General features: G+C 54.8%; 16 protein-coding genes. 11 read left to right on the top strand and 5 right to left on the bottom strand.

All coding sequences use genetic code 11. The features are described 5' to 3' along the window. The first annotated feature begins 247 nt into the window (after positions 1 to 247). From ACKI5T_RS04760 to baeR, 6 genes are read left to right on the top strand one after another with little or no spacing between them, the layout of a single operon-like run. Entirely contained in the window at positions 248 to 1,483 is a 1,236-nt protein-coding gene (locus ACKI5T_RS04760) for an MdtA/MuxA family multidrug efflux RND transporter periplasmic adaptor subunit (protein ID WP_407435923.1), read from the top strand. Then, a complete protein-coding gene (locus ACKI5T_RS04765) occupies positions 1,483 to 4,605 on the top strand; it encodes an MdtB/MuxB family multidrug efflux RND transporter permease subunit (protein WP_407435925.1) in 3,123 nt (1,040 codons plus the stop codon). Before ACKI5T_RS04760 ends, ACKI5T_RS04765 begins: the two co-directional genes overlap by 1 nt. Next, the gene (gene mdtC, locus ACKI5T_RS04770) at positions 4,606 to 7,683 is read left to right on the top strand and encodes a multidrug efflux RND transporter permease subunit MdtC (RefSeq protein ID WP_407435927.1); all 3,078 of its coding nucleotides are present in this window, start codon (positions 4,606 to 4,608) and stop codon (positions 7,681 to 7,683) included. It begins immediately after the preceding gene. Then, positions 7,684 to 9,099, top strand: a complete 1,416-nt coding sequence (locus tag ACKI5T_RS04775) for an MFS transporter (RefSeq protein WP_407435929.1) — start codon at positions 7,684 to 7,686, stop codon at positions 9,097 to 9,099. Then, the gene (baeS, locus tag ACKI5T_RS04780) at positions 9,096 to 10,499 is read left to right on the top strand and encodes a two-component system sensor histidine kinase BaeS (RefSeq protein ID WP_407435931.1); all 1,404 of its coding nucleotides are present in this window, start codon (positions 9,096 to 9,098) and stop codon (positions 10,497 to 10,499) included. Before ACKI5T_RS04775 ends, baeS begins: the two co-directional genes overlap by 4 nt. Next, positions 10,496 to 11,218 (top strand): two-component system response regulator BaeR, encoded by a 723-nt coding sequence (baeR, locus tag ACKI5T_RS04785; protein ID WP_059179522.1) that lies wholly within the window; start codon positions 10,496 to 10,498, stop codon positions 11,216 to 11,218. Before baeS ends, baeR begins: the two co-directional genes overlap by 4 nt. Before the next feature lie 73 nt (positions 11,219 to 11,291). Here baeR and ACKI5T_RS04790 read toward each other — a convergent pair whose 3' ends face one another. Next, complete coding sequence (locus tag ACKI5T_RS04790; protein ID WP_407435934.1) at positions 11,292 to 11,681, bottom strand: VOC family protein; 390 nt, start codon at positions 11,679 to 11,681, stop codon at positions 11,292 to 11,294. 180 nt (positions 11,682 to 11,861) lie between these two features. On the opposite strand from ACKI5T_RS04790, the gene ACKI5T_RS04795 reads away from it, so the two are divergent. After that, complete coding sequence (locus tag ACKI5T_RS04795; protein ID WP_407435936.1) at positions 11,862 to 12,239, top strand: RidA family protein; 378 nt, start codon at positions 11,862 to 11,864, stop codon at positions 12,237 to 12,239. A gap of 163 nt (positions 12,240 to 12,402) precedes the next feature. Here the strand turns inward: ACKI5T_RS04795 and ACKI5T_RS04800 are convergent, their stop codons facing one another. Beyond that, positions 12,403 to 12,990 carry a TetR/AcrR family transcriptional regulator gene (locus tag ACKI5T_RS04800; protein ID WP_407435938.1) on the bottom strand — a complete coding sequence of 196 codons (588 nt, stop codon included), beginning with the start codon at positions 12,988 to 12,990 and terminating at the stop codon, positions 12,403 to 12,405. A 134-nt stretch (positions 12,991 to 13,124) separates the two neighbouring features. Between ACKI5T_RS04800 and ACKI5T_RS04805 the strand changes: the two genes are divergently transcribed. From ACKI5T_RS04805 to ACKI5T_RS04815, 3 genes are all read left to right on the top strand, one after another. Continuing rightward, positions 13,125 to 14,321, top strand: coding sequence for an MFS transporter (locus tag ACKI5T_RS04805; protein ID WP_407435940.1), 1,197 nt, complete (start codon positions 13,125 to 13,127; stop codon positions 14,319 to 14,321). A gap of 27 nt (positions 14,322 to 14,348) precedes the next feature. Further along, on the top strand, positions 14,349 to 15,527 hold the full coding sequence (locus tag ACKI5T_RS04810) for an MFS transporter (RefSeq protein WP_407435994.1): 1,179 nt from the start codon (positions 14,349 to 14,351) through the stop codon (positions 15,525 to 15,527). A 320-nt stretch (positions 15,528 to 15,847) separates the two neighbouring features. Continuing rightward, complete coding sequence (locus ACKI5T_RS04815; protein ID WP_407435942.1) at positions 15,848 to 16,372, top strand: GNAT family N-acetyltransferase; 525 nt, start codon at positions 15,848 to 15,850, stop codon at positions 16,370 to 16,372. A 106-nt stretch (positions 16,373 to 16,478) separates the two neighbouring features. Here the strand turns inward: ACKI5T_RS04815 and ACKI5T_RS04820 are convergent, their stop codons facing one another. Then, positions 16,479 to 16,889 (bottom strand): ASCH domain-containing protein, encoded by a 411-nt coding sequence (locus ACKI5T_RS04820; protein WP_407435944.1) that lies wholly within the window; start codon positions 16,887 to 16,889, stop codon positions 16,479 to 16,481. 187 nt (positions 16,890 to 17,076) lie between these two features. Here ACKI5T_RS04820 and ACKI5T_RS04825 point away from each other — a divergent pair, with 187 nt between their 5' ends. After that, positions 17,077 to 17,442, top strand: coding sequence for a DUF596 domain-containing protein (locus tag ACKI5T_RS04825; protein WP_407435946.1), 366 nt, complete (start codon positions 17,077 to 17,079; stop codon positions 17,440 to 17,442). Between the two features lie 174 nt (positions 17,443 to 17,616). On the opposite strand, the gene ACKI5T_RS04830 is transcribed toward ACKI5T_RS04825, so the two are convergent. Then, positions 17,617 to 18,270 (bottom strand): hypothetical protein, encoded by a 654-nt coding sequence (locus ACKI5T_RS04830; RefSeq protein WP_407435948.1) that lies wholly within the window; start codon positions 18,268 to 18,270, stop codon positions 17,617 to 17,619. Positions 18,271 to 18,444: 174 nt separating this feature from the next. Beyond that, positions 18,445 to 18,873 carry a VOC family protein gene (locus tag ACKI5T_RS04835; protein ID WP_015959696.1) on the bottom strand — a complete coding sequence of 143 codons (429 nt, stop codon included), beginning with the start codon at positions 18,871 to 18,873 and terminating at the stop codon, positions 18,445 to 18,447. Between the last annotated feature and the right edge of the window lie 46 nt (positions 18,874 to 18,919).

The raw sequence follows: 18,919 nt of genomic DNA on the forward strand, positions 1-18,919 counted from the left end.
TGTTTCCCTATGGCCGGGGCGCGGCGCATGGATGCGCCGAGAGGGAGCCAGTCGTGCAGGTTTTCATTTTTAAGGCCCCATCAAATCTGACAGGCATAGCCAGAATATAGGCATCGGACCGTCCAGGTACACCTGCCTTCATTCAGACAATTCCAGACAGTCCTTCATATTTCCTCCATTTTTCCGCGGCGTTACGTGTCTAAACTAGTATCATTCCCCGAAGTATTCAGGATGAGAACGTATAACGATGAAAGGCAGTAACACATCTCGCTGGGCAATCGCCGCAGGTATCATTGTGGTAGCGCTTGCCGCCGCCTGGTACTGGCACAGTCACTCCTCGTCGAATGAGGCGACAACGCAGCAACAGCGTCCCGCTGGCGGTGGCCGTCACGGCATGCGCGGTGGCGCACTGGCACCGGTGCAGGCTGCCACGGCTGTCAGCAAGTCGGTTCCTCGGTATCTCACCGGACTCGGTACGGTAACCGCGGCCAACACGGTCACCGTGCGCAGCCGCGTTGATGGTCAACTGATGGCGATACACTTCCAGGAAGGCCAACAGGTGAAAGCGGGCGATCTGCTGGCCGAAATCGATCCGAGCCAGTTCAAAGTGGCGCTGGCTCAGGCGCAGGGACAGCTCGCAAAAGACAAAGCCACGCTGGCTAACGCCCGCCGCGATTTAGCCCGTTATCAGCAGTTGGTGAAAACCAGTCTGGTGTCTCGTCAGGAGCTGGATACCCAACAATCGCTGGTCAGCGAAGCCCAGGGCACGATTAAAACGGACGAAGCTGCTGTCGCCAGCGCGCAGTTGCAGCTCGACTGGAGCCGAATCACCGCCCCGATTGACGGACGCGTCGGCCTCAAACAGGTGGATATCGGCAATCAGATTTCAAGCGGTGATACCACAGGTATCGTGGTCATCACCCAAACCCATCCTATCGATTTGGTCTTTACGCTGCCCGAAAACGAAATCGCGACCGTCGTTCAGGCCCAGAAAACTGGCCAGCCGCTGGCGGTCGAAGCCTGGGATCGCACTAACAAAGCAAAATTGAGTGATGGTACGCTGCTGAGTCTGGATAACCAGATTGACGCGACGACGGGTACCATCAAGGTGAAAGCGCGCTTTAACAATCGGGATGACGCCCTGTTCCCTAACCAGTTCGTCAACGCCCGCATGCTGGTCGCTACGGAAGAAAACGCGGTGGTGATCCCAACGGCGGCGCTGCAAATGGGTAACGAAGGCAATTTTGTCTGGGTACTGAACAGCGACAATAAAGTCAGCAAACACCTCGTGAAACCGGGTATTCAGGACAGCCAGACGGTGGTGATCAGCGCCGGTCTCTCCGCAGGCGACCGCGTGGTGACTGACGGGATCGATCGCCTGACGGAAGGCGCGAAAGTGGAAGTGGTGGACGCGCACAGCGCCACCACGGCAAGCGAAAAACCCGCGAGTCGCGAACACACCAAACAGGGAGCGAACTCCTGATGCAGGTGTTACCACCAAGTTCGACAGGTGGGCCGTCACGCCTGTTTATTATGCGCCCCGTCGCCACCACGCTGTTGATGGTGGCGATCCTGATCGCGGGGATTATCGGCTACCGTTTCCTGCCGGTCTCTGCCCTGCCCGAAGTCGATTACCCAACGATTCAGGTGATCACCCTCTATCCTGGCGCCAGCCCGGACGTGGTGACCTCCGCCATTACCGCGCCCCTTGAGCGCCAGTTTGGGCAGATGTCCGGCTTAAAACAGATGTCTTCGCAAAGCTCTGGCGGCGCGTCTGTGGTAACGCTGCAGTTCCAGCTGACGCTCCCGCTCGACGTCGCCGAGCAAGAGGTACAGGCCGCGATTAACGCCGCCACCAATCTGTTGCCGTCTGACCTGCCCAATCCGCCGGTTTACAGCAAAGTGAATCCCGCCGATCCGCCGATCATGACGCTCGCCGTCACCTCCTCCGCCATGCCAATGACGCAGGTGGAAGATATGGTCGAAACGCGCGTGGCGCAGAAAATTTCTCAGGTGTCCGGCGTCGGGCTGGTGACGCTCTCCGGCGGACAGCGTCCGGCCGTGCGCGTCAAACTCAACGCGCAGGCGATTGCAGCGCTAGGGCTGACCAGCGAAACCATCCGCACAGCGATCGTCAGTGCCAACGTCAACTCGGCGAAAGGCTCGCTGGATGGCCCGACCCGCGCGGTCACGCTCTCCGCGAACGATCAGATGCAGTCCGCCGATGAATATCGCCAGCTGATTGTGGCCTACCAGAACGGCGCGCCGATTCGCCTGGGTGATGTCGCCACCGTTGAACAAGGGGCTGAAAACCGCTGGCTGGGCGCGTGGGCCAACAAAGAGCAAGCGATCGTGATGAACGTTCAGCGCCAGCCCGGCGCGAACATTATCGACACCGCCGACAGCATCCGTGCAATGCTCCCGCAGCTGATTGAAAGCCTGCCAAAATCCGTAAACGTAAAAGTACTTTCCGATCGCACCACCAACATTCGCGCCTCCGTCAGCGACACGCAGTTTGAGCTGATGCTGGCGATGGCGCTGGTGGTCATGATTATCTATGTGTTCTTGCGCAACGTCCCGGCAACCATTATTCCCGCTGTCGCCGTGCCGCTGTCGCTCGTCGGCACTTTCGCGGTGATGGTTTTCCTCGATTTCTCGATCAATAACCTGACGCTAATGGCGCTGACCATCGCCACCGGATTTGTGGTCGATGACGCCATCGTGGTCATCGAAAATATCTCGCGCTATATCGAAAAAGGCGAAAAGCCGCTGGCAGCCGCGCTCAAGGGCGCGGGCGAAATCGGCTTTACCATTATCTCCCTGACCTTCTCGCTGATTGCGGTGCTGATCCCGCTGCTGTTTATGGGCGATATTGTGGGCCGGCTGTTCCGCGAATTTGCGGTGACGCTGGCGGTAGCGATTTTGATCTCCGCCGTAGTGTCGCTGACGCTGACGCCAATGATGTGCGCCCGCATGCTAAGCGCCGAATCGCTGCGCAAGCAAAACCGCTTTTCGCGCGCGTCTGAGCGCATGTTTGAACGCATTATTGCCGCGTACGGACGCATGCTGGAAAAAGTGCTTAATCATCCGTGGGCAACGCTAAGCGTAGCGCTCGGGACGCTGGCGTTAAGCGTGATGCTGTGGATTGTTATCCCGAAAGGTTTCTTCCCGATTCAGGATAACGGGATTATCCAGGGCACGCTGCAGGCACCGCAGTCGGTTTCATTTGCCAGTATGGCGCAGCGTCAGCAGGCGGTGTCGGACGTTATCATGAAAGATCCGGCGGTCGAAAGTTTGACCTCGTTTGTTGGCGTCGACGGCACTAACCCTTCGCTGAACAGCGCGCGCTTGCAGATCAACCTAAAGCCCCTGGATGACCGTGATGACCGCGTCAATACCGTGATTGAGCGCCTGCAAAGCGCGGTGGCTAAAGTGCCGGGCGTTGAGCTATATCTGCAACCGACGCAGGATCTCACCATCGATACCACGGTGAGCCGCACCCAATATCAATTTACGCTTCAGGCCACCAGCCTGGAGGCGCTCAGCACCTGGGTTCCACAACTTGTCACTAAACTCCAGGAACTGCCGCAACTTTCAGACGTGAGCAGCGACTGGCAGGATAAAGGGCTGGCGGCATACGTGAACGTCAACCGCGACACCGCCAGCCGTCTGGGTATCAGCATGGCCGATGTCGATAACGCACTGTATAACGCCTTTGGTCAGCGGCTGATCTCCACGATTTACACCCAGGCCAACCAGTATCGCGTGGTGCTGGAGCACAACACCGAGCAAACGCCAGGGCTTACGGCGCTGGATACAGTGCGCCTCACCAGCAAAGACGGCGGCATTGTGCCGTTGAGCGCTATTGCGACGGTTGAACAGCGGTTTGCGCCGCTGTCGATTAACCATCTGGATCAGTTCCCGTCGACCACCATTTCGTTCAACGTCCCGGATAACTATTCGCTCGGCGAAGCGGTTGAGTCGATTCTGAACGCAGAAAAAACGCTGAACTTCCCGGCGGATATTCAGACTCAGTTCCAGGGCAGCACGCTGGCGTTCCAGGCCGCGCTCGGCAACACCATCTGGCTGATTGTCGCCGCCGTAGTAGCGATGTATATCGTGCTCGGCGTGCTGTATGAAAGCTTTATCCATCCGGTGACGATCCTGTCGACCCTGCCGACCGCAGGTGTTGGTGCGCTGCTGGCGCTGATGATTTCCGGCAGCGAGCTGGACGTCATCGCCATTATCGGCATCATTTTGCTGATCGGTATCGTCAAGAAAAACGCCATCATGATGATCGACTTTGCGCTCGCCGCCGAACGCGAACAGGGCATGGCACCGCGCGACGCGATTTTCCAGGCCTGCCTGTTGCGTTTTCGTCCCATCCTGATGACCACCATGGCGGCGCTGCTGGGCGCGCTGCCGCTGATGCTCAGCACCGGCGTCGGTGCGGAACTGCGCCGTCCGTTAGGAATTGGCATGGTGGGCGGTCTGCTGGTGAGCCAGGTATTGACGCTGTTCACCACGCCGGTGATTTATCTGCTGTTTGACACCCTGGCGCTGAAGATGAAAGCCCGTTTCCCCAAACGTGAAGAGGAGGCGTAAGTGAAGTTTTTCGCCCTCTTCATTTACCGCCCGGTCGCGACGATTTTGATTGCGGTCGCCATCACGCTGTGCGGCGTGCTCGGCTTCCGCCTTCTGCCGGTAGCACCGCTGCCGCAGGTGGATTTCCCGGTCATCATGATCAGCGCCTCGCTGCCGGGCGCCTCGCCAGAAACCATGGCGTCCTCGGTTGCCACACCGCTGGAGCGCTCGCTTGGGCGCATCGCCGGGGTCAACGAAATGACCTCCAGCAGCTCGCTGGGTAGCACACGCATTATTCTGGAATTCAATTTTAATCGCGATATCAACGGCGCGGCGCGCGACGTGCAGGCAGCAATCAATGCCGCGCAAAGCCTGTTGCCGAGCGGAATGCCGAGCCGTCCAACCTATCGCAAAGCGAACCCGTCCGATGCGCCGATCATGATTTTGACGCTCACGTCGGACACCTATTCGCAGGGTGAATTGTACGATTTCGCCTCCACCCAGTTGGCGCAAACGATCGCCCAGATTGACGGCGTGGGCGACGTGGACGTTGGCGGCAGTTCCCTGCCCGCCGTGCGTGTGGGATTAAACCCGGAAGCGCTGTTTAATCAGGGCGTGTCGCTGGACGACGTGCGCAGCGCCATCAGCAATGCCAACGTGCGCAAACCGCAGGGAGCAATTGAGGACAGCAGCCATCGCTGGCAAATACAGACCAACGACGAACTCAAAACCGCCGCCGAATATCAGCCGCTGATTATTCACTACAACAATGGTGCAGCGGTGCGTTTGAGCGATGTGGCCAGCGTCACCGATTCCGTCCAGGACGTGCGTAACGCCGGGATGACCAATGCCAAACCGGCCATTTTGCTGATGATCCGCAAGCTGCCGGAAGCCAATATTATCCAGACGGTGAAGAGTATTCGTGCCCGACTGCCGGAACTCCAGGAGACGATTCCGGCGGCCATCGATCTGCAAATCGCGCAGGACCGTTCGCCGACGATTCGCGCCTCGCTGGAAGAAGTCGAACAGACGCTGGTGATTTCAATTGCGCTGGTGATCCTGGTGGTGTTCCTGTTCCTGCGATCGGGACGTGCCACGCTCATCCCTGCCGTAGCGGTGCCGGTCTCGCTGATCGGCACGTTCGCCGCCATGTACCTGTGCGATTTCAGCCTCAATAATCTGTCGCTGATGGCGCTGACCATCGCCACCGGATTTGTCGTCGATGACGCCATCGTAGTGCTGGAAAACATTTCGCGCCATCTGGAAGCGGGTATGAAACCGCTGCAAGCGTCATTGCAGGGAACGCGAGAAGTCGGCTTTACGGTGCTCTCCATGAGCGTATCGCTGGTGGCGGTTTTTCTGCCGCTGCTGCTGATGGGCGGATTACCGGGGCGATTGTTACGCGAATTTGCCGTTACGCTCTCGGTGGCGATTGGCATTTCACTGGTGATTTCGCTGACCCTCACACCGATGATGTGTGGCTGGATGCTCAAACGCAGCAAACCGCATTCACAACCGCGCAATAAAGGTTTTGGCCGCGTGCTGGTGGCAATGCAGGAAGGCTACGGCAAATCGCTGAAATGGGTGCTGAACCATACGCGGATTGTTGGGCTGGTGCTGGTGGGAACCATTGCGCTGAACGTCTGGATGTATATCACCATCCCCAAAACGTTCTTCCCTGAGCAGGACACCGGCGTACTGATGGGTGGGATTCAGGCGGATCAGAGCATTTCGTTCCAGGCGATGCGCGTGAAGCTGCAGGATTTCATGAAGATTATTCGCGAAGATCCTGCCGTGGATAACGTCACCGGTTTTACCGGCGGCTCACGAGTGAACAGCGGAATGATGTTTATTACCCTGAAGGCGCGCGGCGAGCGCAACGAAACTGCCCAGCAGGTGATTGATCGTCTGCGTGGCAAACTGGCTAAAGAGCCGGGCGCAAACCTGTTTTTGATGGCCGTTCAGGATATCCGCGTCGGCGGACGTCAGTCGAATGCGAGCTATCAGTACACGCTGCTGTCCGACGACCTGGCGGCGCTGCGCGAATGGGAGCCCAAAATCCGTAAAGCACTGGCGGCATTGCCGGAGCTGGCAGACGTGAATTCCGACCAACAGGACAACGGCGCGGAGATGAACCTGACCTACGACCGCGAAACCATGTCGCGGTTGGGGATTGACGTTGCAGCCGCTAATAGCCTGCTGAATAACGCGTTTGGTCAGCGGCAGATATCCACTATTTATCAGCCGATGAACCAGTACAAAGTGGTGATGGAAGTCGATCCGCGCTACACCCAGGATATCAGCGCGCTGGATAAAATGTACGTCATTAACAACGATGGCAAATCGATCCCGTTGTCTTATTTTGCCAGCTGGCAACCGGCTAATGCGCCGTTGTCGGTGAACCATCAGGGGCTGTCTGCTGCCTCGACGATTTCGTTTAACCTGCCGACCGGCTCGTCGTTATCCGAAGCCAGCGACGCGATTAATCGCACCATGACGCAGCTTGGCGTACCGTCTACCGTGCGCGGCAGTTTTGCCGGTACTGCACAGGTGTTCCAGGACACCATGAATTCGCAGGTGATTTTGATTCTGGCGGCGATTGCGACGGTCTATATCGTGCTGGGCATTTTGTATGAAAGCTACGTGCATCCGCTGACGATCCTTTCTACTTTGCCGTCAGCAGGCGTGGGTGCGTTGCTGGCGCTGGAGTTGTTCGATGCGCCCTTTAGTCTCATCGCCCTTATCGGGATCATGCTATTAATAGGTATCGTGAAGAAAAACGCGATCATGATGGTGGACTTCGCCCTCGACGCGCAGCGCAACGGCAATATGTCGCCTCAGGACGCCATTTTCCAGGCCTGCATTCTGCGTTTTCGCCCGATCATGATGACCACGCTGGCAGCCTTGTTTGGCGCGCTGCCGCTGGTCATTTCCAGCGGTGACGGCTCTGAACTGCGCCAGCCGCTGGGGATCACTATCGTTGGCGGGCTGGTGATGAGTCAGCTATTGACGCTTTACACAACGCCGGTGGTGTATCTGTTCTTCGATCGCTTGCGAGTGCGTTTTTCGCATAAAAACAGAACGACGGTAACCGAGTAAATGACCGATCTCCCTAACAACGTGCGCTGGCAACTGTGGATTGTCGCCTTCGGCTTTTTCATGCAGTCGCTGGATACGACGATCGTCAATACCGCCCTCCCCTCGATGGCAAAAAGCCTTGGGGAAAGCCCGCTGCATATGCACATGGTGATTGTCTCCTATGTGCTGACAGTAGCCGTGATGCTGCCTGCGAGCGGCTGGATGGCGGACAAAATCGGCGTACGAAACATCTTTTTCACCGCCATCGTCCTGTTTACCCTCGGCTCGTTGTTTTGCGCAAAGGCCGATACGCTGAATGAGCTGGTGATGTCGCGCGTGTTACAGGGCGTGGGGGGCGCAATGATGGTGCCCGTCGGACGACTGACGGTGATGAAAATCGTCCCACGCGAGCAGTACATGGCGGCGATGACCTTTGTCACCTTACCCGGTCAGGTCGGCCCGTTGCTCGGCCCGGCGCTGGGCGGGATTCTGGTCGAATACGCCTCCTGGCACTGGATATTCCTGATCAACCTGCCGGTTGGCATTGTCGGTGCCATTGCCACATTATGGTTGATGCCGAACTACAAAATGCAGACGCGGCGCTTTGATATTTTCGGCTTCGTGCTGCTGGCTGCAGGAATGGCGACGCTCACACTGGCGCTCGATGGGCAAAAAGGGTTGGGGATCTCCACGCTCACGCTGTGTCTGCTGATCGTTATCGGGATCGCTTCCATCCTCTGGTATCTGTGGCACGCGCGTGACAATGACCGCGCGCTGTTCAGCCTGGCGCTTTTCCGTAGCACCACGTATCGGATCGGGTTGTTTGGCAGCTTCGTCGGACGCCTCGGCAGCGGCATGCTGCCGTTTATGACGCCGGTATTCCTGCAAATTGGGCTGGGCTTTTCGCCGTTCCATGCCGGTTTGATGATGATCCCGATGGTGCTCGGCAGTATGGGGATGAAGCGTATCGTGGTGCAGGTCGTGAATTACTTTGGCTATCGCCGGGTTCTGGTCGTCTGCACGCTTGGTCTGGCGCTGATAAGCCTGGTATTTATGGCCGTGGCGCTGATGGGCTGGTACTACGTTCTGCCGCTGGTGCTGTTCTTCCAGGGGATGATTAACTCGACGCGCTTCTCGTCCATGAACACGCTGACGCTGAAAGATTTGCCCGATGAACTGGCGAGCAGTGGCAACAGCCTGCTGTCGATGATTATGCAGCTCTCGATGAGCGTTGGCGTCACCGTCGCGGGGCTGTTGCTCGGAATGTATGGTCAGCAACATCCTGGCGCCGACACCGCCGGTGCTCATCACGTTTTCCTGTATACCTATCTCAGCATGGCGGTGATTATCGCCCTGCCCGCGTTGATTTTCGCCCGGGTTCCGAATGATACCAGCAAGAACGTCGTCATCGGCCGACGCAAAAGGAGTGAACGATGAAATTCTGGCGTCCCGGCATTACTGGCAAACTGTTTCTGGCCATTTTCGCCACCTGCATCGTTCTGCTGATCACTATGCACTGGGCGGTGCGTATCAGCTTCGAGCGCGGCTTTATTGACTACATTAAGCGCGGGAACGAGCAGCGATTGCAGGGGTTGAGCGATGCCCTGGCCGATCAGTATGCCCTGCACGGTAACTGGCGCTTTTTACGCAATAACGACCGTTTTGTTTTCCAGATTTTGCGCTCCCTTGAGCACGATAACGACGACGACCGCCCCGGGCCGGGCATGCCGCCGCACGGCTGGCGCACCCAGTTTTGGGTTATCGATCAGGACAAACGCGTACTGGTTGGCCCCCGCGCCCCGGTTCCGCCTGACGGCACAAAGCGCTCGATTACCTTTAACGGCACGCCCGTTGGCTGGGTGATTGCCTCGCCCGTCGAACGGCTGACGCGCAATACCGATATCAACTTTGATCGCCAGCAGCGCCAGACCAGCTGGCTGATTGTCGCCCTTTCCACGCTGCTTGCCGCGCTGGCGACGTTCCCGCTGGCGCGCGGTCTTTTGGCCCCGGTGAAACGACTGGTTGAAGGCACGCACAAGCTGGCAGCGGGCGATTTCACCACCCGCGTGGATACGCGCAGCCAGGACGAGATCGGCAAACTGGCGCAGGATTTTAACCAACTCGCCAGCACCCTGGAGAAAAACCAGCAGATGCGCCGCGACTTTATGGCCGATATTTCCCATGAACTGCGTACGCCGCTGGCGGTTTTGCGCGGCGAGCTGGAGGCGATTCAGGACGGCGTGCGTCAGTTTACGCCGGAATCGGTGACGTCGTTGCAGGCGGAAGTGGGGACGCTCACCAAGCTGGTGAACGATCTGCATCAGCTGTCGATGTCCGACGAAGGCGCGCTGGCTTATCAAAAATCACCGGTGGACGTGATCAATATTCTGGAAGTCACCACCGGCGCGTTCCGCGAGCGCTTCGCCAGCCGCAATCTGAATATCGACCTGTCGTTGCCGGATAGCGCCGTGGTGTTTGGTGACCCTGACAGGCTGATGCAGTTGTTCAATAATCTGCTCGAAAACAGCCTGCGCTACACCGACAGCGGCGGCGCGTTGCACATTTCCGGCGTGCTGGATGACCGGTCTTTCGCGCTGACCTTCGCGGACACCGCGCCCGGCGTACAAGACGCGCAGTTGGAAAAACTGTTCGAGCGTTTTTATCGCACCGAAGGCTCCCGCAATCGTGCCAGCGGCGGGTCCGGTTTAGGGCTGGCAATTTGCGTGAATATCGTTGAAGCACACGGCGGCTCGATCCGCGCCGCCCATTCGCCTTTTGGCGGGGTTAGCATTACAGTAGAGTTACCGCTGGAACGGGATTTATCGAGAGAAGTATGACTGAGTTACCCATTGACGAAAACACGCCACGCATTTTGATCGTGGAGGACGAGCCTAAGCTTGGGCAACTGTTGATCGACTATTTGCGTGCGGCGGGCTATGCCCCGTCGCTTATCAGCCACGGCGATCAGGTTTTGCCGTATGTACGCCAGACGCCGCCGCATCTTATCCTGCTGGATCTGATGCTGCCCGGTACTGACGGTCTGACGCTTTGCCGTGAAATCCGCCGTTTTTCCGAAGTGCCGATTGTGATGGTGACCGCCAAAATCGAAGAGATCGATCGCCTGCTGGGGCTGGAAATCGGTGCGGATGATTACATCTGTAAGCCGTACAGTCCGCGTGAAGTGGTGGCGCGCGTCAAAACGATTTTGCGCCGCTGCAAGCCGCAGCGTGAACTGCAGGTACTGGATGCCGAAAGCCCACTGATTGTCGACGAAAGCCGCTTTCAGGCCAGCTGGCGCAGCAAATTGTTGGATCTGACACCTGCGGAATTTCGCTTGTTAAAAACGCTGTCGCACGAACCGGGAAAAGTGTTCTCCCGCGAACAGCTGTTGAACCAGCTGTATGACGATTACCGCGTGGTCACCGACCGTACCATCGACAGCCATATCAAAAACCTGCGTCGTAAACTCGAAGCGCTCGACGCCGACCAGTCATTTATTCGCGCCGTGTATGGCGTGGGGTATCGATGGGAAGCGGATGCGTGCAGAATTGCCTGATACACCCTTCATGAAAACCCGCCGTCTGGCGGGTTTTGCTTATTCGGAAATCGCAGAATGATGCCGTGAGTCGTTAGTCTGGCTCGTGGTAAACCGCTTCAATATTGTAGCCATCAGGATCAAGAACAAACGCGGCGTAATACCCCGAGTGATACTGCGGCCTGTATCCCGGCGCGCCATTATCTTTCCCCCCCGCGTCGAGGGCAACACGGTGGAAGGCATCCACCTGTTCTTTGTTTTTTGCGCTAAAGGCAAGATGCATCCGTGGCGTTGAGGGCGTGCCTTGCGTTATCCAGAAACCCCCTCCCGGATCTGCGCCTTCGTTCTCTTCGGCAGGGCCAAAACCAACCGCGGCTTCCGGGAATTCACGCCGGATAATATGGCCCAGACTCCCCAGAACGCGCGTGTAAAACCGTTTACTGTCTTCAAGATGAGTGACGCTGAAACCGGTGTGATCAATCATTCTAATACTCCTGTCAGCAAAGCAGAGTATGCAGTTAAGCATTCATTCACTGGATGATATTTGATTTGGCATAACAACAGATGATTATAAATCAGCCAATTTTCTTCACGCAAAATGCGTTCAGCTTTAACAGGGGCATGATAAGGTTGATGTTTGTCGCTTCACAAAAAGGCTTTCAGCATGAGCAATGTGTTACGAAAGAATTATCCCGAGTTAGGTGAAGTAAAGGCCCCTTATGTCCATTCAGTAAAGCATGGGCAAACACTTTATATTTCTGGACTGACTGCGTTTGGCACACCGGCGCAACATAAAGGCATTGCCGAGCAGGCTGAAGAAATATTCAGCCAACTCAGGAAAATCGTCAGCGCGGAAGACGCTGATTTCTCCGCGCTGATCAAAGTGACGATATTCATTACGTCGTTCGGCGAGATCGATGAGCTGCGTAACGTGCTGTACCGAAATTACGGTGATCACTTACCCGCCAGCTCACTCGTAGAAGTCAGCCGCCTCTTTTCACCTGATCTCTCAATTGAGATTGAGGCTATTTTCGGTCTTTGATTCTTTGTTTACAGCCGAACAGTGACCACTTTCGGCTGTAACGTCATTTTTAAAACCGCCTTAAGAGCCGCGTGTCCCGTTGCTGCCTGTAGAGTGACTGACCGATCTCCAGTCCGTTTTTTCCCAAATTTGAAACGCCTGACAGCACGTTTTGTTATGAGTTTCAACCTACCCGTTGCAAACCACGAAGGAGCAAATTCAAGGCGGTAATGCTTTGCGTTAGCCGATTATCACTCTTTTCGCCGTCTGCAATCCAGAACGCCGCTTCTGCCAGGCTGCCGTAGATCAACGAAGCTAGTGCCTGCGGATCGGCGTCGTCAACGACACCTTGATGTATCAAATTGCCAATCAGACGCTGCAGGGATTGCACACAATAGCGTTGCGATTCAGGGGAGGAGCCGCCCAATACCGCTTTTGCATCGCGCAAAACAATACGCTGAAACTCAGGTTCCAGCGCCATCTCGAGATACGCCCGACACCGGTTGCAAAAACCATCCCATGGGTCCTGAGCGTTATCAGAAATTGTCTGCAGACGCTGATCCATCTCATCGTCGATCTGATCCACGACGGCTGCCAACAAGCCTTTTTTGTCACCGAAATGATAATACAGCGCCCCTCGGGTTAGCCCTGCCTGTGCAGTCAGGTCGTCCATTGAAGTTTCTGCGTAGCCATGTTCTTTAAAAACTTTCCGGGCCATTGCTAACAGCGCGGCTCTTGTCTCTTCCATCTCGGCACGGGTACGACGAACCATAATGACTTCCTTACATACGGAGTGAATGATTATTTACATACGAACCGTATGAATATAGACTCTTATTCATACGCGTTGTATGTATTGTCGTCGCGCCACCTCGTTGTGGCAAGTAAATGCTCACGGAGGGTGAGATGGCTAATCTGTATCGAGATCTTTTTTCTGAACCTGGCACGGCACGTTTTGCAATTGCGGGTCTGCTCGCGCGAATCCCCTTGCCAATGGCGGGCATCGGCATTATCACGCTGTTCTCCCAGAAACACGGCGCCTACGGGCTGGCCGGAGCCATTTCCGCGACGTTTGTTCTGGCCTATGCCCTGCTATCGCCGCAGATCTCCCGATACGTGGATCGTTATGGACAGTCGCGCGTTTTGCCTGCGACTACGGCTATCAGTATCAGCGGATTTTTCATCCTGATAGCCGGATCCCACTGGAGTATTGCCAACGGATTTCTGTTTGTCGGTGCTGTGCTGGCGGGGTTTATGCCCAGTATGTCCGCCATGGTACGGGCACGGTGGACTGCACTGTACAGAGGCCAGCCCCGTTTACAGACAGCCTATTCGCTTGAAACGGTACTGGATGAACTGACGTTTATTATTGGCCCGCCTCTGTCGATTGGCCTTTCCATTGCAGTATTTCCCCAGTTGGGTCTGCTCCTCGCGGCACTTTTACTATTTTTTGGCGTTCTTGCCCTGGTTGTACAGCGCAATACAGAACCTCCCGTTATGGCGTTCTCTTGCGACGCCCCTGAATCGGGCTCGGTGATTCGGATGAAAGGCGTACGGCTGTTAACGATTCTCATGGTGGCGATGGGCGTCATTGTCGGCACGGTTGATATCGTGAGCGTAGCCTATGCCGAACAGCTGGGGCATCCGGCAGCGGCGAGCCTGGTTTTGTCGGCTTATGCCGTCGGTTCGTGTCTCGCGGGGTTGCTATATGGCTCGTTGAAGTTGAAGACGCCACTCTATCGGCTGTTGTGGTTGGGCGGGCTGGCAACCGCCGCAACCACCATCCCTCTGATTTTGGTCACGAATCTCACCGCTCTGGCGATAGCCATCCTGGTGGCGGGTCTTTTTTTCGCCCCAACCATGATCGTGGCTATGTCGCTCATCGAACGCCAGGTATCGGACCTTCAGTTAACCGAAGGGATGACCTGGCTGCTGGCTGGGCTAAATGTAGGGGTTGCGCTGGGTGCAGCGTTAGCCGGTCAGGTTGTTGACAGCAGTAGCGCGCGAGGTGGATTCACTGTCGCAGTCTGTGCCGCGGTCGTCGTAATACTGATGGCTTTTTTCAGCTATTTGACCTTCCAGAAGCAGGATAAATGCGCCTGAGGCGATGAACACTTAAGGATCTGAATGATGAACACATTTTCAACTCTGCCTTCTGTTCGTAGTGCGTGGATGCCGGTCATCGCTGTTGGTCTGGCGACGTTCTCTGTTGTGACGACGGAAATGCTCCCGGTGGGTTTGCTGACAGTTATCGCCGGGACGCTCGATATCTCTACAGGGAACGCGGGTCTGATGATTTCCCTGCCAGCCATGCTGGCAGCCTTATTCGCGCCATTCGTCGTTATTGCATCGGGCGGAATAGATCGACGCTTGATACTGTGTGGTCTGTTGGCGTTACTGGTAATAGCGAACCTGGCTTCGGCGCTGGCTCCGGACCTGATTATTATGCTGGCAGCTCGCACAGTTGTAGGTTTCTGCATGGGTGGAATATGGGCTATTGCAGGCGGGCTAGCGGCGCGTCTGGTTCCGGAAAATGCTATAGGCCTGGCGACATCCATTATCTTCGGCGGCGTGGCTGCTGCATCCGTGCTGGGTATCCCTCTCGGGGCATTTATTGGCGACGCTATCGGATGGCGCTGGGCATTTGGATGCATGGCACTTTTCAGCGCGCTGGTGCTGGCACTCCATCTTTCGGTTATCCCGACGCTGCCCGTTGCCGGATCTGTTCACATCAGCCAGTTCATTGCGCAACTGGGTAATCGCAAATTATTGACTGGGTTGCTGCTGACGTTGTTGCTTGTCACAAGCCACTTTGTGGCCTTTACCTTCGTACGCCCGCTTTTAATCTCAGTGTCTGGATTTAATCCACAATGGATAGGCGCGATCCTCTTCGCTTATGGTATCGCCGGCATTGTTGGTAACTTCATTGTGGGTATCTGCGCGGCACGCTACACGACGCTCACCCTGATTGCTATCGCAACAGGGCTGGTCTTGACACCACTGCTGTTCTTAACCGCAGGGCACACAACCCTTGGCGGTGGGTCGACCTTAATATTCTGGGGTCTGGCATACGGTGGGCTGTCAGTCGGGCTGATGACCTGGATGATGAAAGTCGCCCCCCGTGAAGTGGAGATAGCAAGTGCGCTGTATGTCGCCGTGTTTAATATCGGGATTGCACTAGGGGCGTGGGCGGGAGGAAAACTCATCGACACAGTCACGTTGAGAGATACGCTTTGGCTGGCCAGTGGGTTAGCGGTTGCCGCGCTCCTTTCGGCAGTCATCGCGGGTCGCACTCAAGCCCAATCCTGACCTTGATGGTGAGCCCTGACGCACTGTTCCTCACCCTGAGTAAAATTCTTTGTTTGCTCCAACCAGACATCGTGGAGCCAGGGCTGTCCATTTAGTGCCAGGAGTGGTCATAATCGTTGCAAACTCATGCTCAAATGATCACGTGTTTTTAAAGACGATTGGTGAACTCCAGGATGCCTGGGCGAAAAACAGGCTCTCGACGTTGCTCAGAAAGTAAGGGGGGGTATATAAACGTTACTTTAGACCAAATGCGAAGAAGGCTGATATCATTCATTGATAGAACAGGAGATGGCCTGGTAGCATTTTGAAGGGATAAGGCCATGGAGAACTCAGTTTTGGATATCACTATCAACACTGCACAACCTAAGCATTTTCCTGCGCTGCGCGCCATTGAGTTAGCGGCTTTTGAAACGTTACGCAACGCAGGCGCTGTGGCGGGTCAGCCTGTCGCAAACAGTCTCCAGGAATTTGGTGACTTTAGTCGCGACGGTCTGCTGCTTGCGGCCTTTACGCCTGATTTAACCCCCGTAGGATTTGTCGCAGGAAAAATCGTCAATTTATGGGTGCATGTTGCTGAAATTGATGTGCATCCCCACTGGCAGCGCCGTGGGATCGGTCGATTGCTGATGCAGACGTTGCTCTCCGCCGGACAGCAACGCGGTTTGGCTGGTGCCACACTGACAACGGATAATATGGCCGCCTTCAACGCCAAATTTTACGCCACGCTGGGTTTTGAGCGCGTGGAGGGCCACTTGTGTCCGCCGCATCTGCTCATCGAGAAAGCTGAGGAAGTAAAACATGTGCTTAACCCTGCGCGGCGCGTAGCAATGCGTTTGAATTTTTAACCACCGCAGTGATACCAGTTTTTGACTTTTCTCCGTATACAGACACGGATGCGATGGCCATCAGGAACACGTGCGATAAACACTTTCCAAAGAAAGTCTGTTTGAGTCACAGCACCTCAACAACATCAAACTCTTCTGCAATCAGCTCCATATCCTCAGCAAAATAACCTTCCTGCGTAAAGAATCGCTGATGTTCTTTCCGCCAGTATGCAAGGCTCAAATCGCCCTCACCTTCCTTTCGGGCAAACTCAGCAGTCACATCGCAAAAACGCACCAGTCGCATCGACACTAATCTGATAACGCATACCGGTACATTCTCGCCATTAAGGATGATGTTGTGACTCCCAATCCTGGGTGCGAATGCTTCTTGCTGGTAAGCGGCCAAAGAGCCACATGAGGCCGTTTTTAGACCTTTAATAACAAGATCGGCAAGCGCATTAGCCAGTTCCGGGCTATCACCAATTTGCCAGGCATTCGCGCCTGGATACTTTATTTTTAATTCGTCGACGGTACACATCACATTCCCTTATTCATCGCGTGCTAAAAATAAATCTTATACACGTTCAGGTGATTCTTAAAGTTTTTCACGAGTGAGGCGGAAAATATTTCCCCGTTTATCACATGCCAGAGGAGATCGTTGCAATTCCCATTAAAGTATCATCAAATGACAAGCGCGTAAGAACGATATACTTTAGAGATAAAAAATGGAAAATTTTAACGCATTATACTCATCCGTTATTAAAAGTTGTTATGGTCTGTCGATGGGGACAATGTGGCAACACGTTCGCATCGATTGCATCGCCTATTCCGACGATGGCTTATTCAGAAAAAAGATCTTCTTTGATATTTTGACTCAATTATTAGAAAAGAAAGTCATTAAGCTTGCAAAAAATGGCCTATTTTTGACTGGGACGCTATCAGAGCAGCTTGCGCTATTACACCATTCCTGGCCACCTTGTTCATCAGAAGACGAGAATGATGATCTTGATGAGTTTGGACTGTGGTTTTTAGTCAAAGCGCCAGCCGGGATTGTGTGGTTGACATCCGATGGTCAAGAGATATGGACTTAACGAAATGCCTTCAGCCAGAATTTTAAGCGCTATTCAAACAATGAATTACGATATAAACATTTAATTATTAATATTTCTCTACGAATATATAAAATTATCAACTAAATAGATTATATCTGGAAGAAATCCCCAGAGTGTTAATTCCGTTTCTCTGGGAGACATTCTGCGACAGCCTTATTTTTTCGAGCAGCCCGTGACTTGCGGATAATTACGGCAGACTAAATTGAGTTTTTTTTTCGGCTCGAACCCCTTATCCAACATACATTGCTGAACATTCGCGGCTTTACGAAGCGTCGGTACGTAAGGCACCGAACCGAGAGGCTGCGGATAACCGCACTGATACATCACCGCCAGCGCTTGTTTGTCGTTTTCAAGTTCATGAGAAAAATGCAGCGAAGCCCCCGCTTTCCGCCAGGAAATCAAGGAAGACGGACTCACACCAGAATCGGGCCTAATGGGATGGAAACCGCGGTCTGCGACAAAAGGCAGCGCATCTAATTGGCTCTGACTCAAAGAGTGCCCTTGATCTTGCGTGATGCAGGCTGGCGTGTCGCGGTAAACACGAATGCTGCAAATTTTGAATCCGTCTTTACGGGTAAAACCCTGCTTCTCCATGCACTGGTAATACAGGACAGATTCATTATCCGTTTTGGGAATTTCAGGGCCAGGAATTTGCTCACCACATTGACGCATCGCGTCGCGCACGCCGTTGATATCCGTATCTGGGCGCTGCCACTGAGTGAGATCCGGTGGGGGTGGACACCCTGTCAGCAGAAATACCGACGCCATCAGCAGAGGTAAAGTCATCGCAGTCGATTTTCGGAACATTAAAATCCCTTATTTATTATTGACTCAGGCTGTACGCATATTGCCCGTCTTACGCCTGCGCGACAACCTCATTCATGCGTTGATCCAGACTGAGAAAATTAACGTATAACTCCCATCAATGATCGAGAGCGCAGCTCTGCCAGCGTTGTCCCCGGCGCTGCGCATTTGTTGAGATCACGCGTTGCGAATGGCTTCAAGCCCGACACGCTGCCCGAAAGAGAGCTCCAGCGTGTTACCGTCCGGGTCAGCAAAAAAGACAAAGTAGCCAACCGGCTCGCCATAGTCTTGAGGCTCTTTTCGTAAGCACCCTTCTTCACGCGCCATCGCCGTTTTACGATCAATTTCTTCGCGGGTCGCGCAGGCAACGCCAAGGTGACCAAATTGTCCCAACGGGGTATCGGTGACCTTGTCTGCCTGCACAAGAACCAGCGCAAAAGGGCGAGTATGATCGCTTAACCACGCCACTTTACGCGCATCCGGAACGCCAGGCTCACGCGAATGGACAACTTCCATACCGGCATAGCGCTGATAGAAAGCAACGCTCTTGTCTAAATCTCTGACGACAAACGCAACGTGCGTGAAACCAACATCAATATCTTTCATAGGCAGAATATGTTCCAGGTTGAGTTCAGAACGTGCATCTTAAAAG

It is taken from the genome of Lelliottia sp. (assembly GCF_045627565.1).
Classification (GTDB): domain Bacteria; phylum Pseudomonadota; class Gammaproteobacteria; order Enterobacterales; family Enterobacteriaceae; genus Enterobacter.

Coding starts and splice junctions, on each gene's coding strand:
- ACKI5T_RS04760 (WP_407435923.1), top strand. CDS start 248: ATGAAAGGCAGTAACACATCTCGCTGGGCAATCGCCGCAGGTATCATT.
- ACKI5T_RS04765 (WP_407435925.1), top strand. CDS start 1,483: ATGCAGGTGTTACCACCAAGTTCGACAGGTGGGCCGTCACGCCTGTTT.
- ACKI5T_RS04775 (WP_407435929.1), top strand. CDS start 7,684: ATGACCGATCTCCCTAACAACGTGCGCTGGCAACTGTGGATTGTCGCC.
- baeS (WP_407435931.1), top strand. CDS start 9,096: ATGAAATTCTGGCGTCCCGGCATTACTGGCAAACTGTTTCTGGCCATT.
- baeR (WP_059179522.1), top strand. CDS start 10,496: ATGACTGAGTTACCCATTGACGAAAACACGCCACGCATTTTGATCGTG.
- ACKI5T_RS04790 (WP_407435934.1), bottom strand. CDS start 11,681: ATGATTGATCACACCGGTTTCAGCGTCACTCATCTTGAAGACAGTAAA.
- ACKI5T_RS04795 (WP_407435936.1), top strand. CDS start 11,862: ATGAGCAATGTGTTACGAAAGAATTATCCCGAGTTAGGTGAAGTAAAG.
- ACKI5T_RS04800 (WP_407435938.1), bottom strand. CDS start 12,990: ATGGTTCGTCGTACCCGTGCCGAGATGGAAGAGACAAGAGCCGCGCTG.
- ACKI5T_RS04805 (WP_407435940.1), top strand. CDS start 13,125: ATGGCTAATCTGTATCGAGATCTTTTTTCTGAACCTGGCACGGCACGT.
- ACKI5T_RS04810 (WP_407435994.1), top strand. CDS start 14,349: ATGAACACATTTTCAACTCTGCCTTCTGTTCGTAGTGCGTGGATGCCG.
- ACKI5T_RS04815 (WP_407435942.1), top strand. CDS start 15,848: ATGGAGAACTCAGTTTTGGATATCACTATCAACACTGCACAACCTAAG.
- ACKI5T_RS04820 (WP_407435944.1), bottom strand. CDS start 16,889: ATGTGTACCGTCGACGAATTAAAAATAAAGTATCCAGGCGCGAATGCC.
- ACKI5T_RS04825 (WP_407435946.1), top strand. CDS start 17,077: ATGGAAAATTTTAACGCATTATACTCATCCGTTATTAAAAGTTGTTAT.
- ACKI5T_RS04830 (WP_407435948.1), bottom strand. CDS start 18,270: ATGTTCCGAAAATCGACTGCGATGACTTTACCTCTGCTGATGGCGTCG.
- ACKI5T_RS04835 (WP_015959696.1), bottom strand. CDS start 18,873: ATGAAAGATATTGATGTTGGTTTCACGCACGTTGCGTTTGTCGTCAGA.